Origin of the sequence: Falsiroseomonas oryziterrae, from assembly GCF_021864505.1 — a bacterium.
In the GTDB taxonomy this organism is placed as follows: Bacteria; Pseudomonadota; Alphaproteobacteria; order Acetobacterales; family Acetobacteraceae; genus Falsiroseomonas; species Falsiroseomonas oryziterrae.
In genome coordinates this window covers 1-15312 of the sequence record NZ_JAKJIB010000065.1, presented here as the reverse complement: position 1 = coordinate 15312, position 15312 = coordinate 1, and the positions used below count along the sequence as shown (strand labels likewise).

The window sequence follows — 15312 nt, the reverse complement described above, 5'->3', positions numbered from 1 at the left end:
ACGATGATGCGCACTGCGCGCGATGGCCAGGCCTGCGCGGCCGCGCCGCGCGTGCCGAGCACGAGTGCCGCGGCGGCAAGCGCGCCGCGTCGGGTGATTCCCGTCATCCTGTCCTCCCCCTCAGCCCGCATTGCCGCGGATCAGCTTGTCCTTCGCATGCTCGGCTGCGACCGGTCGCGTCTCCCCGGTCGCCACCAGCGTGCGATTCGCCTCGATGGAGGCGTAGGTCCAGAAGATGCGCATCGGCTGCGTGGCCGAGGCGTTGCGGAAGAAATGCGGGACGTTGGCCTGGATCCAGGTGGTGTCGCCCGGCCCGAGGCGATGCTCGACGCCGTCGAGCACGGCGATCGCCTCGCCCTCCAGCACCATCACGCTCTCTTCGCAGTTGTGGAAATGCAGGCCTATCGCCGCACCCGGCTCGAAGATGGTGATGCCGTTGAGCAGCTGCGTGGAGCCGCTGGCTGGCGTGACCAGCGGGATGGTGCGCGCGCCCCCGCCGCGATCCGCCATCGGGCGCTCGGCGGGGCGCAGGACGGCGGAGGTGGCCATGGCGGGCTCCTTCTGCTCTGCCTAGTCGGCGCGGATGTTGGCGGTGCGGATCAACGTGCCCATGGCCGCGTGATCGCGCGCCAGCGCCTGGGCGAAGTCCTCGGGCGTGTTGCCCACCACCTCGTAGGCGAGGTTCTCCAGCCGGTCGCGCACCGCGGGCGTGCCGAGGCTTTCGCGCAGCGCTGCGTTGAGCCGCGCGACCACCGGCGCCGGGGTGCCGGCAGGGGCGAGAAAGGCGCCCCAGGTGTGGAAGGAGAAACCGGGCAGGCCGGATTCGGCGAGGGTCGGGATGTCGCGCAGCGTCTCGACGCGCTGCGGCCCGGCGGTGGCGAGGATGCGCACGCGTGCCGCCTCGGCCAATTGTACCGGCGTCGGCAAGCCGAAGAAGCCGACCGGGCATTCGCCGGCGGCGACGGCGTTCAGCGCCGGAGTCGCGCCGCGATAGCCGATGTGGTTCAGCCGCACGCCGGCGGCCTGCTGGAACATCTCCATCGCGACATGCTGCGGGCTGCCGGGACCGCCGGAGGCGTAGTCGATCTGGCCCGGGCGCGCCCGCGCGGCGGCGATCAGGCCGGCGACGTCGCGCGCCGCGAAGCCGGCATGCGCGACCAGCGCCCAGCGGATGCGCGCCACCTGCCCGATGGGCGCGAAGTCGCGCAGCGGATCGTAGCCGGCGTCGGCGCTCATGTTCGGCAGCATGGTCATGACGGCGTCGTTCACCGCCACCAGCACGCTGCCATCGGCCGGGGCGCGCGCGCCGTTGCGCATGCCGATCATGCCGGAGGCCCCGGTCACGTTCTCGACCACCAGCCGCTGGCCGAGGATCTCGCCCATGCGTTCAGCCACGATCCGCACCATCACGTCCACCGCGCTGCCGGCGGCGAGCGGCATGATCACGCGGATGGTGCGCGCCTCCTGCGCGACCGCGGGCGCGGCGAGCAGGCTGAACGGCAGCGCCAACAGGGGGCGGCGACGCATCTGTTTCCTCCGGCAGCGGGTCGTGCATCGCCCGCGGCTTGCGTTATGACGATATAAGACATATTCGGAAGGCATGAAAGTCAAGCTCGCTCGCGCCGAGGCGCGGATCGCGAAGCAGGGAGGAAAAGTCAGGTTGCGGCCGCTGCGTGGCGGGCCGGCCGTGCCGCTCTGGCTGCAGCTGAAGCATGCGCTGCGCGACCTGGTGAGCTTCGATCTCCGTCCCGGCGACCGCATCCCGACCGAGGCCGAGCTCGGCGCGCATTACGGCCTGTCGCGCATCACGGTGCGCCAGGCCGTCACCTCGCTGGTCGAGGAAGGGCTGCTGCACCGCCAACAGGGACGCGGGACCTTCGTGCGCGCGCGGCGGCAGGATGCGCCGCTGTCGGACCCGGGGCATTTCCTCGCGACCGCCTTCGACCGCGACCCCAAGGCCGACATCCGCCTGCACGAGGCCGAGACCGTGCCGTGCCCGGACTGGGTGGCCGAGCGACTCGGGATCGCGGCCGATGCGCCGGTGCACAAGCTGCGCCGGCTGCTGCACCGCGACGGCGGGCCGGTCGCCATCCGCACCAGCTTCATCGCCGCCGCCCTGGTGCCCGAGCTGTTGAAGGCCCCGATCGACGAGCCGCTGCACCTGCTGCTCGAGAGCGTCTTCGGCCTCGAGGCGGTGGAGGCGCAGGAACGGCTCGAGGTGATCGGCGCCGATGCCTGGCGCGCCGGGCTGCTCGGCCTGCCGGAGCACGCGCCGCTGGTGCTGACCGAGCGTGTCGCCTTCGACGCGGCAGGGCGCGCGCTGGAGTGCACGCGGACCTATTACCGCGCCGATACCTTCTCCTTCACGCGCAGGCTGCGCCGCGGCGAGCTCCGCAGCATCCGGCCGCGCGGCTGATCCGGAACACAGACATGACCGTCATCGACGCACATACGCATATCCTGACCGAGGCGATGATCGCCGCCATCGCGAAGGAGGTGCCGTCCTGCGCGCCGAAGCTGACGCGCGTGGACGACGACTCCGCGATCCTCGAGATCCTGGACGTGAAGCAGAATCCGTTCCCCCGCGCGGCGTGGGACCTGGAGCAGCGCTTCGCCGACATGGCGGCGCAGCGCGTGGACATGCACGTCGTCTGCAACATCCCGCACACCTTCCTCTACGAGGCCGATCCGGGTGCGGCGGCGGCGGTCTGCGAGATCCAGAACGAGGCGATCGGGGCGCTTTGCCGGCAATACCCCGATCGCTTCCTCGGCCTCGCCACCGCCGCGATGCAGGACCCGGCGAGCGCCGCGGCGACACTGGAGCGCGCGGTGACGCGCCACGGGCTGCGCGGGCTGCATCTCGGCTCCAATATCCGCGGCGGGAACCTGGACGATCCGTCGCTCGACGCGGTGTGGGAGGTTGCGGAGCGCCATCGGCTCTTCGTGCTGGTGCATCCGCACAAGGTCGTCGCGGCACAGCGGATGCACAGCTATTACCTGACGAACCTGGTGGGCAACCCGCTCGAGACGACGATCGCCGCGGCGTCGCTGATCTTCGGCGGGGTGATCGAGCGGCATCCGAACATCCGCTTCTGCCTCTCGCACGCCGGCGGGTTCGTGCCGTTCCAGGCGGGCCGCTTCCGGCATGGCTGGAAGGTGCGCAAGGAGCCGAAGCAGCGGCTGAAGGGCGATCCGGCGGATAGCCTGTCGCGCCTCTACTTCGACAGCATCACCCATGCGCCGGGCCCGCTGCGCTTCCTGCTCTCCGAAGTCGGGGCGGAGCGGATCGTCTTCGGCAGCGACTATCCCTTCGACATGGGCACCACGCAGGGCGTCGAGGAGATCGAGGCGGCGATCGGCGACGCAGAGGTGCGCCAGGCGATCTTCTCGGGCAACATCCGGCGCCTTCTCGGCGCGACGGTGCCGGCCTGACATGGCGATCGAGGAGAGCGTCGCGGCGAGCCTGCCGCGAATCCGCCATGCGGCGATGATCGCCTTCATCGCCGACGTGCTGCGCGCGCACGGCCTGCGCGAGGCCGATGCGCGCCGCGTGGGCGAGTTGATGGTCGAGGCCGATCTGACCGGCGCCGACAGCCACGGCATCTTCCGCCTGCCGCAATATGTCCGGCGGCTGCGCGCCAAGGGCATGAACCCGACGCCGGAGATTCGCCTGGACCGCCGCGCCCCCGCCGTCGCCATCGTCGAGGGCGACAACGGGATGGGGCACCTCGTCATGTCGAAGGCGGGCGAGGCGGCGGTGGAGATCGCGCGCGAGACGGGCGTGGCCTGGGTCGGCGCGCGCCGTTCCAACCACGCCGGATCGGGCGCGGTCTATGCCTGCCTCCCGCTCGCGGCCGGCATGGTGGGGATCTACACCGTTGTCGCCAGCGCCAACCACATGGCGCCCTGGGGCGGCAGCGATTCGCTGCTTGGCACCAACCCGCTCGCCATCGCGATCCCGATGGTCGATGCCGACCCGGTGGTGCTCGACATGGCGACCACCGTCGTGTCCTACGGCACGGTGAAGGGGCATGCGCTGCTCGGCACGCCGATGCCGGAAGGCTGGATGGTGGACGTCCGCACCGGCGAGCCGCTGACCGACCCGGCCCGGAGCAAGGAGGGCATCCTGCTGCCGATTGGCGGCTACAAGGGCTCCGGGCTGGCGATGATGCTGGGGCTCCTTGCCGGACCACTGAACCGCGCGGCGTTCGGGCGCGACGTGGTGGACTTCAACGCCGACGACCGGACGGTGACCGAAACGGGGCATGCGCTGATCGCCCTCGACGTCTCGCGCTTCCTCGATCCGCGCGACTTCACGCGCGAGGTGGCGCGGCACCTGGACGACCTGCGCAACTCGACGAAGCTGCCGGGCGTGGACCGGATCCGGCTCCCGGGCGAGATGCGGGCGAGTCGCCGGCGCGACCGCGTGGCCAAGGGCGTGCCGATTCCCGATGCGCTGATGCGCCAGCTCGACAAGCTCGCCGACGAGACCGGCTCGGCACGGCTGACCGCACGATGAACGCGGGCGCTCCCGGTTGACATGACTGAGGCGCGCGCCCTGATTGTGCCGCACGGGGCGACGCCGGCCGGAGTTCGGGGCGGCGCGCGCCGGATAAGGAGGATCACGGCCGCATGAGCCAGCCCGTCACGGGAATGGAGCACTGGACGTCCAAGGGCGACGTCAGGATCTTCATGTGGGAGAAGTTCGTCGGCGCTCCCTCCGGCAAGAAGGGCACGATCCTGTTCGTGCATGGCTCCTCCATGGCCTCGCAGCCGACCTTCGACCTGCAGGTACCCGGCCGTGACGACAGCTCCGTCATGGATGTCTTCGCGCGCGCCGGCTACGATTGCTGGTGTCTCGACAACGAGGGCTATGGGCGTTCGTCGAAGCACCGCGACATCCTTTGCGACATCTCGACCGGTGCGGACGACATCGCCGCGGCCGCGGCCCATATCGAGGCGACGCGGAAGGCGGGGCCGCTGCTGGTCTATGGCATCTCCTCCGGCGCCTTGAAGGCCGCACTCTTCGCGCAGCGCAATCCGGGCCGGGTGAAGCGCCTCGCGCTCGACGCCTTCGTATGGACCGGGGAGGGCAGCCCGACGCTCGAGCAGCGGCGGAAGAAGCTGCCGGAGTATCGCGCCGCGGGGAACCGCCGCCCGATCGACCGCGCCTTCGTCCATTCGATCTTCACCCGCGACCATCCCGGTACGGCGGACGAGGCCGTGGTGGACGCCTTCGCGGATGCGATCCTGTCGCTCGACAGCAGCGTGCCGATCGGGACCTATGTCGACATGTGCCTCCACCTGCCGGTGGTGGACCCGGCGAAGATCGACTGCCCGACCATCGTCATGCGCGGCCAGTACGACGGCATTGCCGGCTTCGACGACCTGGTCGAGTTCTTCAAGCGCCTGCCGAACCCCGACAAGCAGTTCGCCGTCATGCCGGGCATCGCGCATGCCAGCTTCCAGCAGAAGAACTACGCGCTGGTGCAGCACATCCTCGCCGCGTTCTTCGCCCAGCCGGAGCCTGTGTATCGGGGACCGCCAGCCGATCATTGAACCAGCGCCGGCGCATCGGCGCGTGGCAGGGAGAGAAAGAAGATGACGTCCGGGAACAGCAACATCACGCGCCGCGGCCTTGGCCTGGGCGCCGCCGCGCTCGCCACGGCCGGACTCGCGCGCGGCGCCGGCGCGCAGGCTGCCTTCCCCTCCCGCAACTTCCGCGTCGTGATCCCGACGGGGCAGGGCGGCGGCGCAGATCGCCTGGCGCGCAGCTTCGACGATGGCTGGACAAAGCTCCTGAACGGCCGCCAGTTCGAATACGAGTTCTTCGCCGGCGCCTCCGGCCAGGTCGGCTACGAGCTCTTCGTGCAGCGGCGCGAGGCCGACGCCTACAACCTCCTCTTCGGCAACATGGGGCCGGAGATGATCATGTATGCGCTGCAGCGCCCGCGCTTCCGCTTCCCCGAGGACCTTGCGTATTTCTGCCGGATTGACATCGACGACAGCGCGATCTTCGTGCGCGAGAACTCGCCGATGCGCCGCGTCGAGGATGTCATCGCCGAGGCGAAGCGCCGGCCCGTCAACGTCGCGGTCAGCCGCATCCCGCACCCGGCCTCGATCGGCATGCTCGCGCTCGGCCAGGCGCAGGGCGCGCGGTTCAACCTGATCCCGTATGGCGGCGGCAGCCCGACCATGGTCGCGGTGATGAACGGCGAGGCGGAGGTCGGCGCGCTCCCGGTCTCGGGGCTGACTGCGCAGGCCGGGCGGCTCCGCGTCCTGTCGCTGTTCGCCAGCGAGAACATCGTGGCGGAGCTCACGAACAACGCGCCGACCGTGAACCAAGTGTTCGGCACGCGCATCCCGGATCTCTATTCCTCGCGCTCCTGGGCGATCCACACCCGTGCGATCGAGCGCTTCCCGGATCGCTTCCGCCGGCTCGAGGAGACGGCGCAGCGCGTCTTCGAGGACCAGGATTTCCTCAACGCGCTGGAACGCGCCGGGCAGCCGCGCCAGACCGTGCGCTTCGGCAACCGCGAGCTCTGCACGCGCTACGCGCTCGACATGATCGAACTCGCCAACCGCTTCCGCCAGGAGCTGTCGGCGCAACGCTAGGACGCGGGGGACTTGCCCGCGGCCGGCTGGCCGCGGGTGCGGCAACAGGGGGAAACGCCGCATGGATGGTCCAGGTAAGGCGCGCAAGCCGGTCGGCCAGGAGCTGATCATCCCGGCGCTCGCGGTCGGCTTCACGCTCTACTACTTCTGGACCGTCCAGGAGCTCGCCTGGGAGGCCAAGGCGAATGGCGTTGTCATCGGCCTCCTGCTGTTCGGGCTCGTCGCCATCCTGCTTGTCCGGCTCGGCGTCCGCGTCGCGCGGGGCGAGGCGTCGCTGCGCGTCACCCTCGGCGGGGACTGGGAGACGGACCGCGTCCGGCTGGGGCTGATCGGGCTCATGGTGGCGTTCCTGGTCGCGCTGCCCTTCCTCGGCACCACGATCACCCTCGCGCTGATGCTGTTCGCGGGCATGTGGCTGCTGGGTGGCCGCCATTGGCCGACGCTGATCGGCGTCTCGGTCATCACGCCGCTCTTCGTCTGGGCGACGCTGATCGTCGGCCTCGGCACCCGCTTCCCGGTCGGCCCCTTCGAGCAGGCGATGGCCGCGCTGCTGGGCTTGGGCGACTGATGGAACTCGACCTCGGCACGCTCGCGGATCTCTTCGCGCGCTCCTTCTCTCTCTGGTGGGTGATCATCCCGGGCATCGCGCTCGGCCTGGCGGTCGGCGTCCTGCCGGGTTTCTCGCCGCAGAACACGCTCATCATCCTGCTGCCGGTCACGCTGGCGATGGATATCGAGGCGGCGCTCGCCTTCATGATCGCGCTCTACTGCGCGAACCATCTGTCCGGCGGCATACCGGCGATCCTGGTCAACATTCCGGGCAGCGGCGGCGCGGCGGCCACCACGATCGACGGCTACCAGATGACGAAGAACGGCCAGGCGCAGCAGGCGCTGGTGCTGTCCTTCGTCGCCTCGGTCGTCGGCGGCTTGATCACGTCGGTCGCGGTGCTGGCGATCCTGCCCTGGCTCGCCCAGCTCGGCCTGATCCTGCGGTCGGTCGAGATGGTGGTGATCATCCTGTTCGGGCTGACGCTGATCGCCGTGCTGGCGGCTAAGGATATGCTGAAGGGCCTGATCGGCGGTGCCTTCGGCCTGATGCTCGGCGCGATCGGGACTGACCAGGTCTATTCGACGCCGCGTGCGACCTTCGGCTTTCTCGAGCTCTACGACGGGCTTCCGCTGGTGCCCGTGCTGATCGGACTCTTCGCCGTCTCCGAATGTCTTGTCATGCTGGAGGAGAAGTTCAGCCCCAAGGCGATCCCGTCCAAGGCGCAGCGGCCGCAATGGGCCGATACGCTCGACGGGCTGCGGATGAGCCTGAAGTACTGGTGGCAGATCGTTTGGACCGGCTTCCTCGGGCTCGTCATCGGCGTGATTCCGGGCGCTGGCGCCTACATCGCGAGCTTCGTCGCCTATCAGCAGTCGCGGCTGTTCTCCAAGACGCCGGAGAAGTACGGGACCGGCTTCCCGCCCGGCGTGATCGCGCCTGAGAGCGCGAATAACGGCGTCACCTCCGGCACGCTCGTGCCGACGATGGCGATCGGCATCCCGGGCGGCTCCACCGCGGCGGTGATGCTGATCGTGCTGCAATACCAGGGCATCACGGTCGGGCCGCGGCTGTTCCAGGACAATCCGAACGTCGCCTACGGCGTCTTCGTGATGATGACAGTCGCCTACATCCTGATGATCCCGCTGATCCTGCCGCTGGCGCGCTACGCGTCGAAGGTGGTGACGGTCCCGGTGCACATCATCGTGCCGCTGATCCTCGGGCTCACCGTGGTCGGCGCCTTCGCGGACCGCGAATACATCTTCGACATGGCGCTGGCGCTGGTCTTCGGCGTGATCGGCTACATCGCCGTGAAGACCAACTACCACGTCACCTCAATCCTGATCGGCGTGCTGCTCGGCCCGATCTTCGAACGCTACCTGCTGCGTGCGCTGCGGATCGGGCAGGGAGACATCATGGTGCTGTTCTCCTCCCCCATCGCGAACGTGCTGTGGGGCTTGCTGGTGATCAGCGTGGTCTATCCGCTGTGGCGCGAGAGGCGATTGGCGCGCGCGGCAGCACCGTGAAGGGGACATCCATGACCGAAGGCGCGGTGTCGGCGCAGAACATGCGGCGTGTCGCCTGGCTGGACGTGCCGGGCGGCGGCCAGGTCGTGGTGGAGGGCAACTACGCCTATCTCGGCCACATGAAGCCGCCGCACGGCACCTCGATCGTGGACATCTCCGATCCCAGGCACCCGAAGGTGGTGGCGCGGCTCGACCCGCCGTCGAACGCTTCGCACACCCACAAGGTGCGCGTCGTGGGCGACATCATGGTCACCAATGTGGAGCAGGACGAGCGCCACGCGCTGCGCCGCGCGAAGCGCATCCCGGAGATCGAGGCCGCCTGGCTCGCGCAGCATGGCCGCCCGATCCCCGACGCCGAGCTCGCGGCCGCGATCAAGGTGAAGCCGGACTTCCTGCCGCGCGCCCGCGCCTCGCTCACGGCGCCGCCCTATGCCGAGCCCGGCTTCCGCGTCTGGGACATCCGCGACCGCGCCAACCCGAAGCTGCTGAAGCACCAGATCACCGGCGGGATCGGCGTGCACCGCTTCGATCTCGACGAGAACTACGCCTACATCTCGACCGAGATGGAGGGCTATGTCGGCAACATCCTCGTCATCTACGACATGGCCGATCCTGCCAACCCGCGCGAGGTCTCGCGCTGGCACATGCCGGGCCAGCACGTGGCGGGCGGCGAGACGCCGACATGGCCCGGCCAGCAGCACCGCCTGCACCACACGCTGCGGCACGGCAACCTGCTCTATGCGGCGGTCTGGTACGCCGGCTGCCGCATCATCGACGTGAGCGACATCACCCGGCCGCGCACCATCGGCGAGCATCGCTACCATCCGCCCTTCCCGGAGCCGACGCACACCTTCATGCGCGTGCCCTTCCCGATCGGCGGCCGCACCGTGGCCGTCGCGGTGGACGAGGAGCACGAGCATGTGCCGGGCCAGTTGCATGGCGGGCTTTGGGTCTTCGACGTCGAGGACCCGGCGCGGATCACGCCGCTCTCGATGTGGCACCTGACCGAGCGCGAGAACCCCTATGTCGCCGCCGGGGGACGCTTCGGCGCGCACCAGTTCCAGGAGCGCATGCACGATACCTGTCTCTACACGGCGTGGTTCGGCGGCGGGCTGCGGGTGGTGGACATCGCGGATCCCACGCAGCCGAAGGAGGTCGCGCATTGGCTGGCGGAGCCGCCGCCGGGCCAGACCTCGCCGCAGGCCAACGACGTGGACACGACGAAGGACGGCCTCGTTTTCGTGCTCGACCGCAACCGCGGCCTCGAGATCCTGGAACGGACCGGCTGACCCCATGACCCCTCCTGCCTTCTTCTGCGGCGCCATCAAGACGGCAGTCGAGCATCTCGACTGGCCCGATGCGCCGGAGATCGCCTGGGGCACGGTCGGTGCGCTGCGCGACCGCGTGCTGGCCGGCGAGCGTCCTGCGGTGGTGGTGCTGAGCGACGCGGCGCTCGAGACGCTCGCGGCCAAGGGGCTGCTGCGGCGTGAGAAGATCCTGCCCTTGGGCCGTGCCGGCACCGGGCTGGCGCTGCGCGACGGCGCACCGCGCCGGCCGATCGGGACGCCGGAGGCGCTGAAGGCCGCGCTGCTCGCCGCGGAGAGCATCGGCTGGGCCGATGCCAGTAGCGGCGCCACGGCGGGCAAGCATTTCGAGGGCGTGATCGCGGCGCTCGGCATCGCCGAGGCGGTGCGCGCGAAGGCGACGCTGTTCCGCTTCGGCGTCGAGGCCGTCGCCGCCTGCGGCCGGGGCGAGGTCGAACTCGCCGTCAGCCAGGTGACGGAGATCGTGAACCGGCCCGGCGTCTCGCTGCTCGGCGAATTGCCGGAGCCTTACGCGCTCTCGACCGGCTATGCCGCCGCGCCGCTCGAGGACACGGCGCGGGCGCGCGGCATCCTCGATCGCCTTGCCGCCCCCGATACGCGCGCCGCGCTGCGCGCCATCGGCTTCACCGCCTGACCACGACAGGAGAGATCATGCCCACCCCGCCTCTCCCCCAGCGCCGCCTTGGCGCCAACGGCCCGATGGTGCCGGCCATCGGCCTCGGCTGCATGTCGCTCTCCGGCGTCTACGGCGACGCCGACGACGCGGCCTCCGTCGCGCTGATCCACCACGCCATCGCGTGCGGCGCCAACCATCTCGACAGCTCCGACATGTATGGCTGGGGCCACAACGAGACGGTGATCGGCGCCGCGCTGAAGGGCCGCCGGCACGAGGTCTTCCTCGCGACGAAGTTCGGCCAGGTGAAGCGCGAGGGCGGCGCGAACGGCGTGGACGGGCGGCCGGAGTACGTGGCGCAGGCCTGCGAGGCGAGCCTGAAGCGCCTCGGCACCGACGTGATCGACCTCTACTACCAGCACCGCGTGGATCCCTCCGTGCCGATCGAGGAGACGGTCGGCGGCATGAAACGCCTCGTCGAGCAGGGGAAGGTGCGCTTCCTCGGCCTGTCGGAGGCCAATCCCGCGACCATCCGCCGCGCGCATGCCACCCATCCGATCGCGGCGGTCCAGACCGAGTACTCGCTGCTCTACCGGACGGAAGCCGAGGAGACGCGCGCGACGACGCGCGAGCTCGGCATCGCCTTCGTCGCCTACGCGCCGCTCGGCCGCGGCTTCCTGACTGGCGCGATCCGCGACCTTGCGGGCGTGGGCGGCCGGCGCGCGCAGCATCCGCGCTTCCTGCCGGAGAATTTCGACCACAACCGCGGCCTGGTGGAGAAGGTGGAGGCGATCGCGGCGGAGAAGCGCTGCACGCCGGCGCAGCTCTGCCTCGCCTGGCTGCTGGCGCAGGGCGAGGACGTCGTCGCCATTCCCGGCACGCGCAACCCGGCGCGGCTCGACGAGAACATTGGCGCGCTGGACGTGAAGCTCTCGGCTGCGGATGTGGCGCGGATCTCGGCGGCGGTGCCGCCGGGCGCGGCGGCCGGGACGCGCTATCCCGCGTCCAACATGAAGGCCGTCTATCTCTGAGATGGAGGGCGGCGCGGGAGCGGATCCCGCGCCGCCTGCGTGATCACTTGAGGTGAGCGGCGATGTGCTTGCTCATCTCGAACATGGTCACCTTGTCCTTGCCGAAGATCTTCTTGAGCTTGTCGTCGGCCAGGATCTCGCGCTTGTTCGCGGGGTTCTGCAGCTTATGGGACTTGATGTAGTCCCACATCTTGCTGACCACCTCGCCGCGCGGCAGCGGGCCCTGCCCGACCACCGCGGCGAGCTCCGCCGTCGGCTTCAGCGGCTGCTGCAGCGCATTCGGCTTGTCGCTCTTCGCCGCCGCCTTCTTCGGCGCGGCCTTCGCCGCCGGCTTCGCCGCCGCCTTCGCGGCCGGCTTCGCTGCGGCCTTCGCCGGCTTGGCCGGCGCCTTCTTCGCTTTCTCCGCCATTGTCGGCTTCCTTTCTCGTCTCGCCAGAAGCTGCGTCCGATCGTCCGGTCCTGCCGTTTCCGCGCCCGGACCCAGCGCGCACGGCTGGCCTTCCGGTAGCATGCGAATCGGCCGCGCAACCCCATGTTTCCGCGAAAGCGCGGATTTGGCACGCCCTGCGTTGCGAAAACCACGCGGCGGGGTCTCCGCCGAGGCGGGCGGGCGGCTTCAAGGGCACCGGCGGGCCGGAGGCGCCCCCGCCTTCGGCGCCCGGCCGCGCGCCGTTCCCTGGGATCGAGGCGGCGCGCCGCTCCGCCTGACGGGCGGCCCCCCGGCCTGCACGCCGGGCCGGGCGCCATCGCCTTGACCTGCGCCCTCCACCGGCATTGCCTGTCGCGGATGGAGGCGCCGCGCTTCTCGCTGATCGGCACCGGGCGGTTCGAATGGCCGTTCCGGCTGCGCCTGCCCTTCCGCTTCGGTGCCGTCACCGTGACCGAAGGCCGGCAGGCGGTGCTGCGCGCGCGCATCCGCCTGGCAGATGGATCGGAGCATTGGGGCGTCGCGGCCGAGACGCTCGCCGCCAAGTGGTTCGACAAGGACCCGGCGCTGACCGACGCGCAGAATGCCGACCAGTTGCGTCGCGCGATCGAACTCGCGGAAGCCGCGACCGAGGGTGCGAACACGGCCTTCGGCCATTTCGCGGACAGCCAAGCTGCGCTGCTCGCCGCGGCCGCGTCGGAGGGGCTCAACCCGCTCGTCGCATCCTTCGGCCGCGCGCTGCTCGACCGCGCCATGCTCGACGCGCTGCTGAAGGCGCATCGCCTCTCCTTCTGGCAGGGCATGCGCGCCAATATCGGCGGCATGGCTCCGCATCCTGCCATCGGCGACCTCGGCGGCTTCGATTTCGGCGCGATGCTCGCCGACCTTGCGCCGCTCACGCGGCTGCATGCACGGCACACGGTCGGGCTGCTCGACCCGATCACGGCGGCCGACCTCGCGACGCGCTGCGACGACGGACTGCCTGAGACGCTCGAGGAGGTCGTGGCGATCCGGCGTCACCGCTACTGGAAGCTGAAGGTGAGCGGTGACATCCAGGCCGATCTCGACCGGCTCTGCCGCATCGCCGCGGTACTCGACCGGTTGCACGGCTACCACGTCACGCTGGACGGCAACGAGCAGTTCGGCGGCGCGGAGCGGGCGCTCGCGCTCTGGCGCGCCATCGAGGCCGAGCCCCGGCTTGCACGCCTGCGTGCCTCCGTCCTGTTCATCGAGCAGCCGGTCCGGCGCGACCGTGCGCAGGCGGAAAGCATCGCGGCCTTGGCAGCCGCGCGGCCGGTGCTGATGGACGAGAGCGACGGGCCGCTCGACGCCTTCGTGACGGCGCGTGCGCGGGGCTACACCGGCGTCTCCTCCAAGGCCTGCAAGGGCGTCTGGCGGTCGCTGGTCAACCTGGCGCGCTGCCGTGCCTGGAACGCAGGCGGCGAGCGCTTCTTCATGTCGGCCGAGGATTTGACCACGCTGCCCGGCATCTGCCTGCAGCAGGACCTTGCCCTCGTCGCGCTGCTCGGCCTGCCGCATGTCGAGCGCAACGGGCACCATTTCGTGGACGGCTTCGCGGGACGCCCCGCCGCGGAGGCCGCGCGCTTCCGCGCCGCGCATCCCGACCTCTACCAGGCGACGCCGCATGGGCCGCGGCTCGCGCTGCGGGAAGGACTGCTCGAGATCGGTTCGCTCGACACGCCGGGACTCGGCGCCGGCATCGAGCCCGATTTCGGCGCGATGGAGCCGATGCCGCGATCCGCGTGGCGGCACGCATGACGGCCCCGCGCATCGTCTGCTGCGGCATCGCCGTCCTCGACCAGGCCTGGGACCTGCCGGCGCTGCCGTTGGTGCCCGGCAAGTATGTCGCGGGCGGCCTGCGCGTGGTCGGCGGTGGGATGGCGGCGACGGCGGCGGTCGCGGTCGCGAAGCTCGGCGGACGCTCGGCCTGGTGCGGACGGCTCGGCGCCGATGCGGCCGGCTTCACGCTCCGCGAGGGCCTGCGGCGGCACGACGTCGATCTCTCCGGCGTCACGATCGCCCGGGACGGGCGCAGCCCGACCTCCGCGCTGCTGGTGGATCCGGAGGGCGAGCGCATCCTGGCCGTCTTCCCTGGCGAGGGCCTGCCCGATGACGCGCCCGTCCCGGCATCGCTGGTCGACGATGCTGCCGCCGTGCTCGCCGATCCGCGCTGGGTCGGCGGCGCGGAGCGTCTCTTCGCGCTGGCCGCCGCCCGCGGCCTGCCACGCGTGCTGGACGCCGACATCGCCCCGCGCGAGAGCCTCCAGCGTCTCGCGGCGCTGGCCGATCATGTCGTCTTCTCGCAGCGCGGCCTGGTCGCGTTCAGCGGCGAGGCGGATGCCGCACGCGGCCTCGCCATGGCCGCATCCCTCCTGAGCGGCACGCTCGGCGTCACGCTCGGCGCCGAGGGCAGCCTCTGGTGGCGGGACGGCACCGTCGTCCCGGTCGGCACGCCGCGCGTGGCCGCGCGCGACACGACGGGCTGCGGCGACGTCTTCCACGGCGCCTATGCGTTGGCGATCGCGGAAGGGGCGCCGGTGCTGCGGGCGGCGCGCTTTGCCGCCGCCGCCGCGGCGCTGAAGGCCGCCAACGGCAATGGCTGGGACGGCATGCCCGATCGCGCCGCGGTCGAGGCCATGCTGTCCGCCTGGTGACCGTTCACTCTTGATGCAGGACAAGCCGCGCCCCGCCCGGCCGGTCCAGACTGCAGTCGTTGCGACCTGACGGGGACGGATGCGCCGCTACCTCCTGCTCGGCTGGGTGCTCGCCGGATTGGCGCTCGGCACCGTGCTGCACCTGCTCGGCCGGCCCGAGGCCGCCTGGGCCTGGGCCTGGGCCGGCGCTGCGCTGCCGGTGGCGGCCCATGTCGGCCTCGGCTTCCTGCGCAGCCTGCGCGGCGGCCGGCTCGGCGTCGATTCCATCGCGCTGGTCGCGATTCTCGGCGCCGTCGCGCTCGGCGAACACGCTGCGGCCGCCGTCATCGCGCTCATGGTCGCGGGCGGCGAGGCGCTGGAGGCCTGGGCCGAGGGCCGTGCGACCGGCGCCCTGACCGAGTTGATGGCGCGCGCCCCGCGCCGCGCCGCGCGCATCGAAGGCGACGCCGTCGCCGAGATCGAGGTCGCCGCCATCCGCCCGGGCGATCTGCTGCTGGTGCGCCCCGGCGAGACGGTGCCCGCCGACGGCACGCTGGAGGACGCGGCGACGCTC

General features: G+C 70.9%; 16 protein-coding genes. 13 read left to right on the top strand and 3 right to left on the bottom strand.

All coding sequences use genetic code 11. The features are described from left to right. Positions 1 to 120: 120 nt before the first annotated feature. Entirely contained in the window at positions 121 to 549 is a 429-nt protein-coding gene (locus L2I40_RS08060) for a cupin domain-containing protein (RefSeq protein ID WP_237214391.1), read from the bottom strand. A 21-nt stretch (positions 550 to 570) separates the two neighbouring features. Continuing rightward, entirely contained in the window at positions 571 to 1527 is a 957-nt protein-coding gene (locus tag L2I40_RS08055) for a Bug family tripartite tricarboxylate transporter substrate binding protein (RefSeq protein ID WP_237214390.1), read from the bottom strand. Positions 1528 to 1660: 133 nt separating this feature from the next. Between L2I40_RS08055 and L2I40_RS08050 the strand changes: the two genes are divergently transcribed. The 10 genes from L2I40_RS08050 to L2I40_RS08005 all read left to right on the top strand — a co-directional run bounded on the left by L2I40_RS08050 (position 1661) and on the right by L2I40_RS08005 (position 11657). Further along, the gene (locus L2I40_RS08050; RefSeq protein WP_237214389.1) at positions 1661 to 2416 is read left to right on the top strand and encodes a GntR family transcriptional regulator; all 756 of its coding nucleotides are present in this window, start codon (positions 1661 to 1663) and stop codon (positions 2414 to 2416) included. 14 nt (positions 2417 to 2430) lie between these two features. Continuing rightward, positions 2431 to 3432: an amidohydrolase family protein gene (locus L2I40_RS08045; RefSeq protein WP_237214388.1), complete on the top strand. Its 1002-nt coding sequence runs from the start codon at positions 2431 to 2433 to the stop codon at positions 3430 to 3432. Between the two features lies 1 nt (position 3433). Continuing rightward, the gene (locus L2I40_RS08040; RefSeq protein WP_237214387.1) at positions 3434 to 4519 is read left to right on the top strand and encodes an Ldh family oxidoreductase; all 1086 of its coding nucleotides are present in this window, start codon (positions 3434 to 3436) and stop codon (positions 4517 to 4519) included. Between the two features lie 113 nt (positions 4520 to 4632). Further along, complete coding sequence (locus L2I40_RS08035) at positions 4633 to 5559, top strand: alpha/beta hydrolase (RefSeq protein ID WP_237214386.1); 927 nt, start codon at positions 4633 to 4635, stop codon at positions 5557 to 5559. A gap of 42 nt (positions 5560 to 5601) precedes the next feature. After that, a complete protein-coding gene (locus tag L2I40_RS08030) occupies positions 5602 to 6615 on the top strand; it encodes a tripartite tricarboxylate transporter substrate-binding protein (RefSeq protein ID WP_237214385.1) in 1014 nt (337 codons plus the stop codon). A 61-nt stretch (positions 6616 to 6676) separates the two neighbouring features. Further along, positions 6677 to 7183 carry a tripartite tricarboxylate transporter TctB family protein gene (locus tag L2I40_RS08025; RefSeq protein WP_237214384.1) on the top strand — a complete coding sequence of 169 codons (507 nt, stop codon included), beginning with the start codon at positions 6677 to 6679 and terminating at the stop codon, positions 7181 to 7183. After that, on the top strand, positions 7183 to 8688 hold the full coding sequence (locus L2I40_RS08020; RefSeq protein ID WP_237214383.1) for a tripartite tricarboxylate transporter permease: 1506 nt from the start codon (positions 7183 to 7185) through the stop codon (positions 8686 to 8688). Before L2I40_RS08025 ends, L2I40_RS08020 begins: the two co-directional genes overlap by 1 nt. Positions 8689 to 8699: 11 nt before the next feature. Beyond that, positions 8700 to 9977 (top strand): LVIVD repeat-containing protein, encoded by a 1278-nt coding sequence (locus L2I40_RS08015; protein ID WP_237214382.1) that lies wholly within the window; start codon positions 8700 to 8702, stop codon positions 9975 to 9977. A 4-nt stretch (positions 9978 to 9981) separates the two neighbouring features. After that, a complete protein-coding gene (locus L2I40_RS08010; protein ID WP_237214381.1) occupies positions 9982 to 10647 on the top strand; it encodes a substrate-binding domain-containing protein in 666 nt (221 codons plus the stop codon). Between the two features lie 17 nt (positions 10648 to 10664). Further along, the gene (locus L2I40_RS08005; RefSeq protein WP_237214380.1) at positions 10665 to 11657 is read left to right on the top strand and encodes an aldo/keto reductase; all 993 of its coding nucleotides are present in this window, start codon (positions 10665 to 10667) and stop codon (positions 11655 to 11657) included. A 43-nt stretch (positions 11658 to 11700) separates the two neighbouring features. Here the strand turns inward: L2I40_RS08005 and L2I40_RS08000 are convergent, their stop codons facing one another. After that, positions 11701 to 12066: an SWIB/MDM2 domain-containing protein gene (locus L2I40_RS08000; RefSeq protein ID WP_237214379.1), complete on the bottom strand. Its 366-nt coding sequence runs from the start codon at positions 12064 to 12066 to the stop codon at positions 11701 to 11703. Positions 12067 to 12408: 342 nt separating this feature from the next. On the opposite strand from L2I40_RS08000, the gene L2I40_RS07995 reads away from it, so the two are divergent. The 3 genes from L2I40_RS07995 to L2I40_RS07985 all read left to right on the top strand — a co-directional run. Beyond that, on the top strand, positions 12409 to 13863 hold the full coding sequence (locus L2I40_RS07995; RefSeq protein ID WP_237214378.1) for an enolase-like domain-containing protein: 1455 nt from the start codon (positions 12409 to 12411) through the stop codon (positions 13861 to 13863). Further along, positions 13860 to 14759, top strand: coding sequence for a PfkB family carbohydrate kinase (locus L2I40_RS07990; RefSeq protein WP_237214377.1), 900 nt, complete (start codon positions 13860 to 13862; stop codon positions 14757 to 14759). The genes L2I40_RS07995 and L2I40_RS07990 overlap by 4 nt, the downstream gene beginning before the upstream one ends. A gap of 79 nt (positions 14760 to 14838) precedes the next feature. Continuing rightward, positions 14839 to 15312: P-type ATPase (locus tag L2I40_RS07985; protein ID WP_456305733.1), on the top strand; the 474-nt coding region annotated here is incomplete at its 3' end.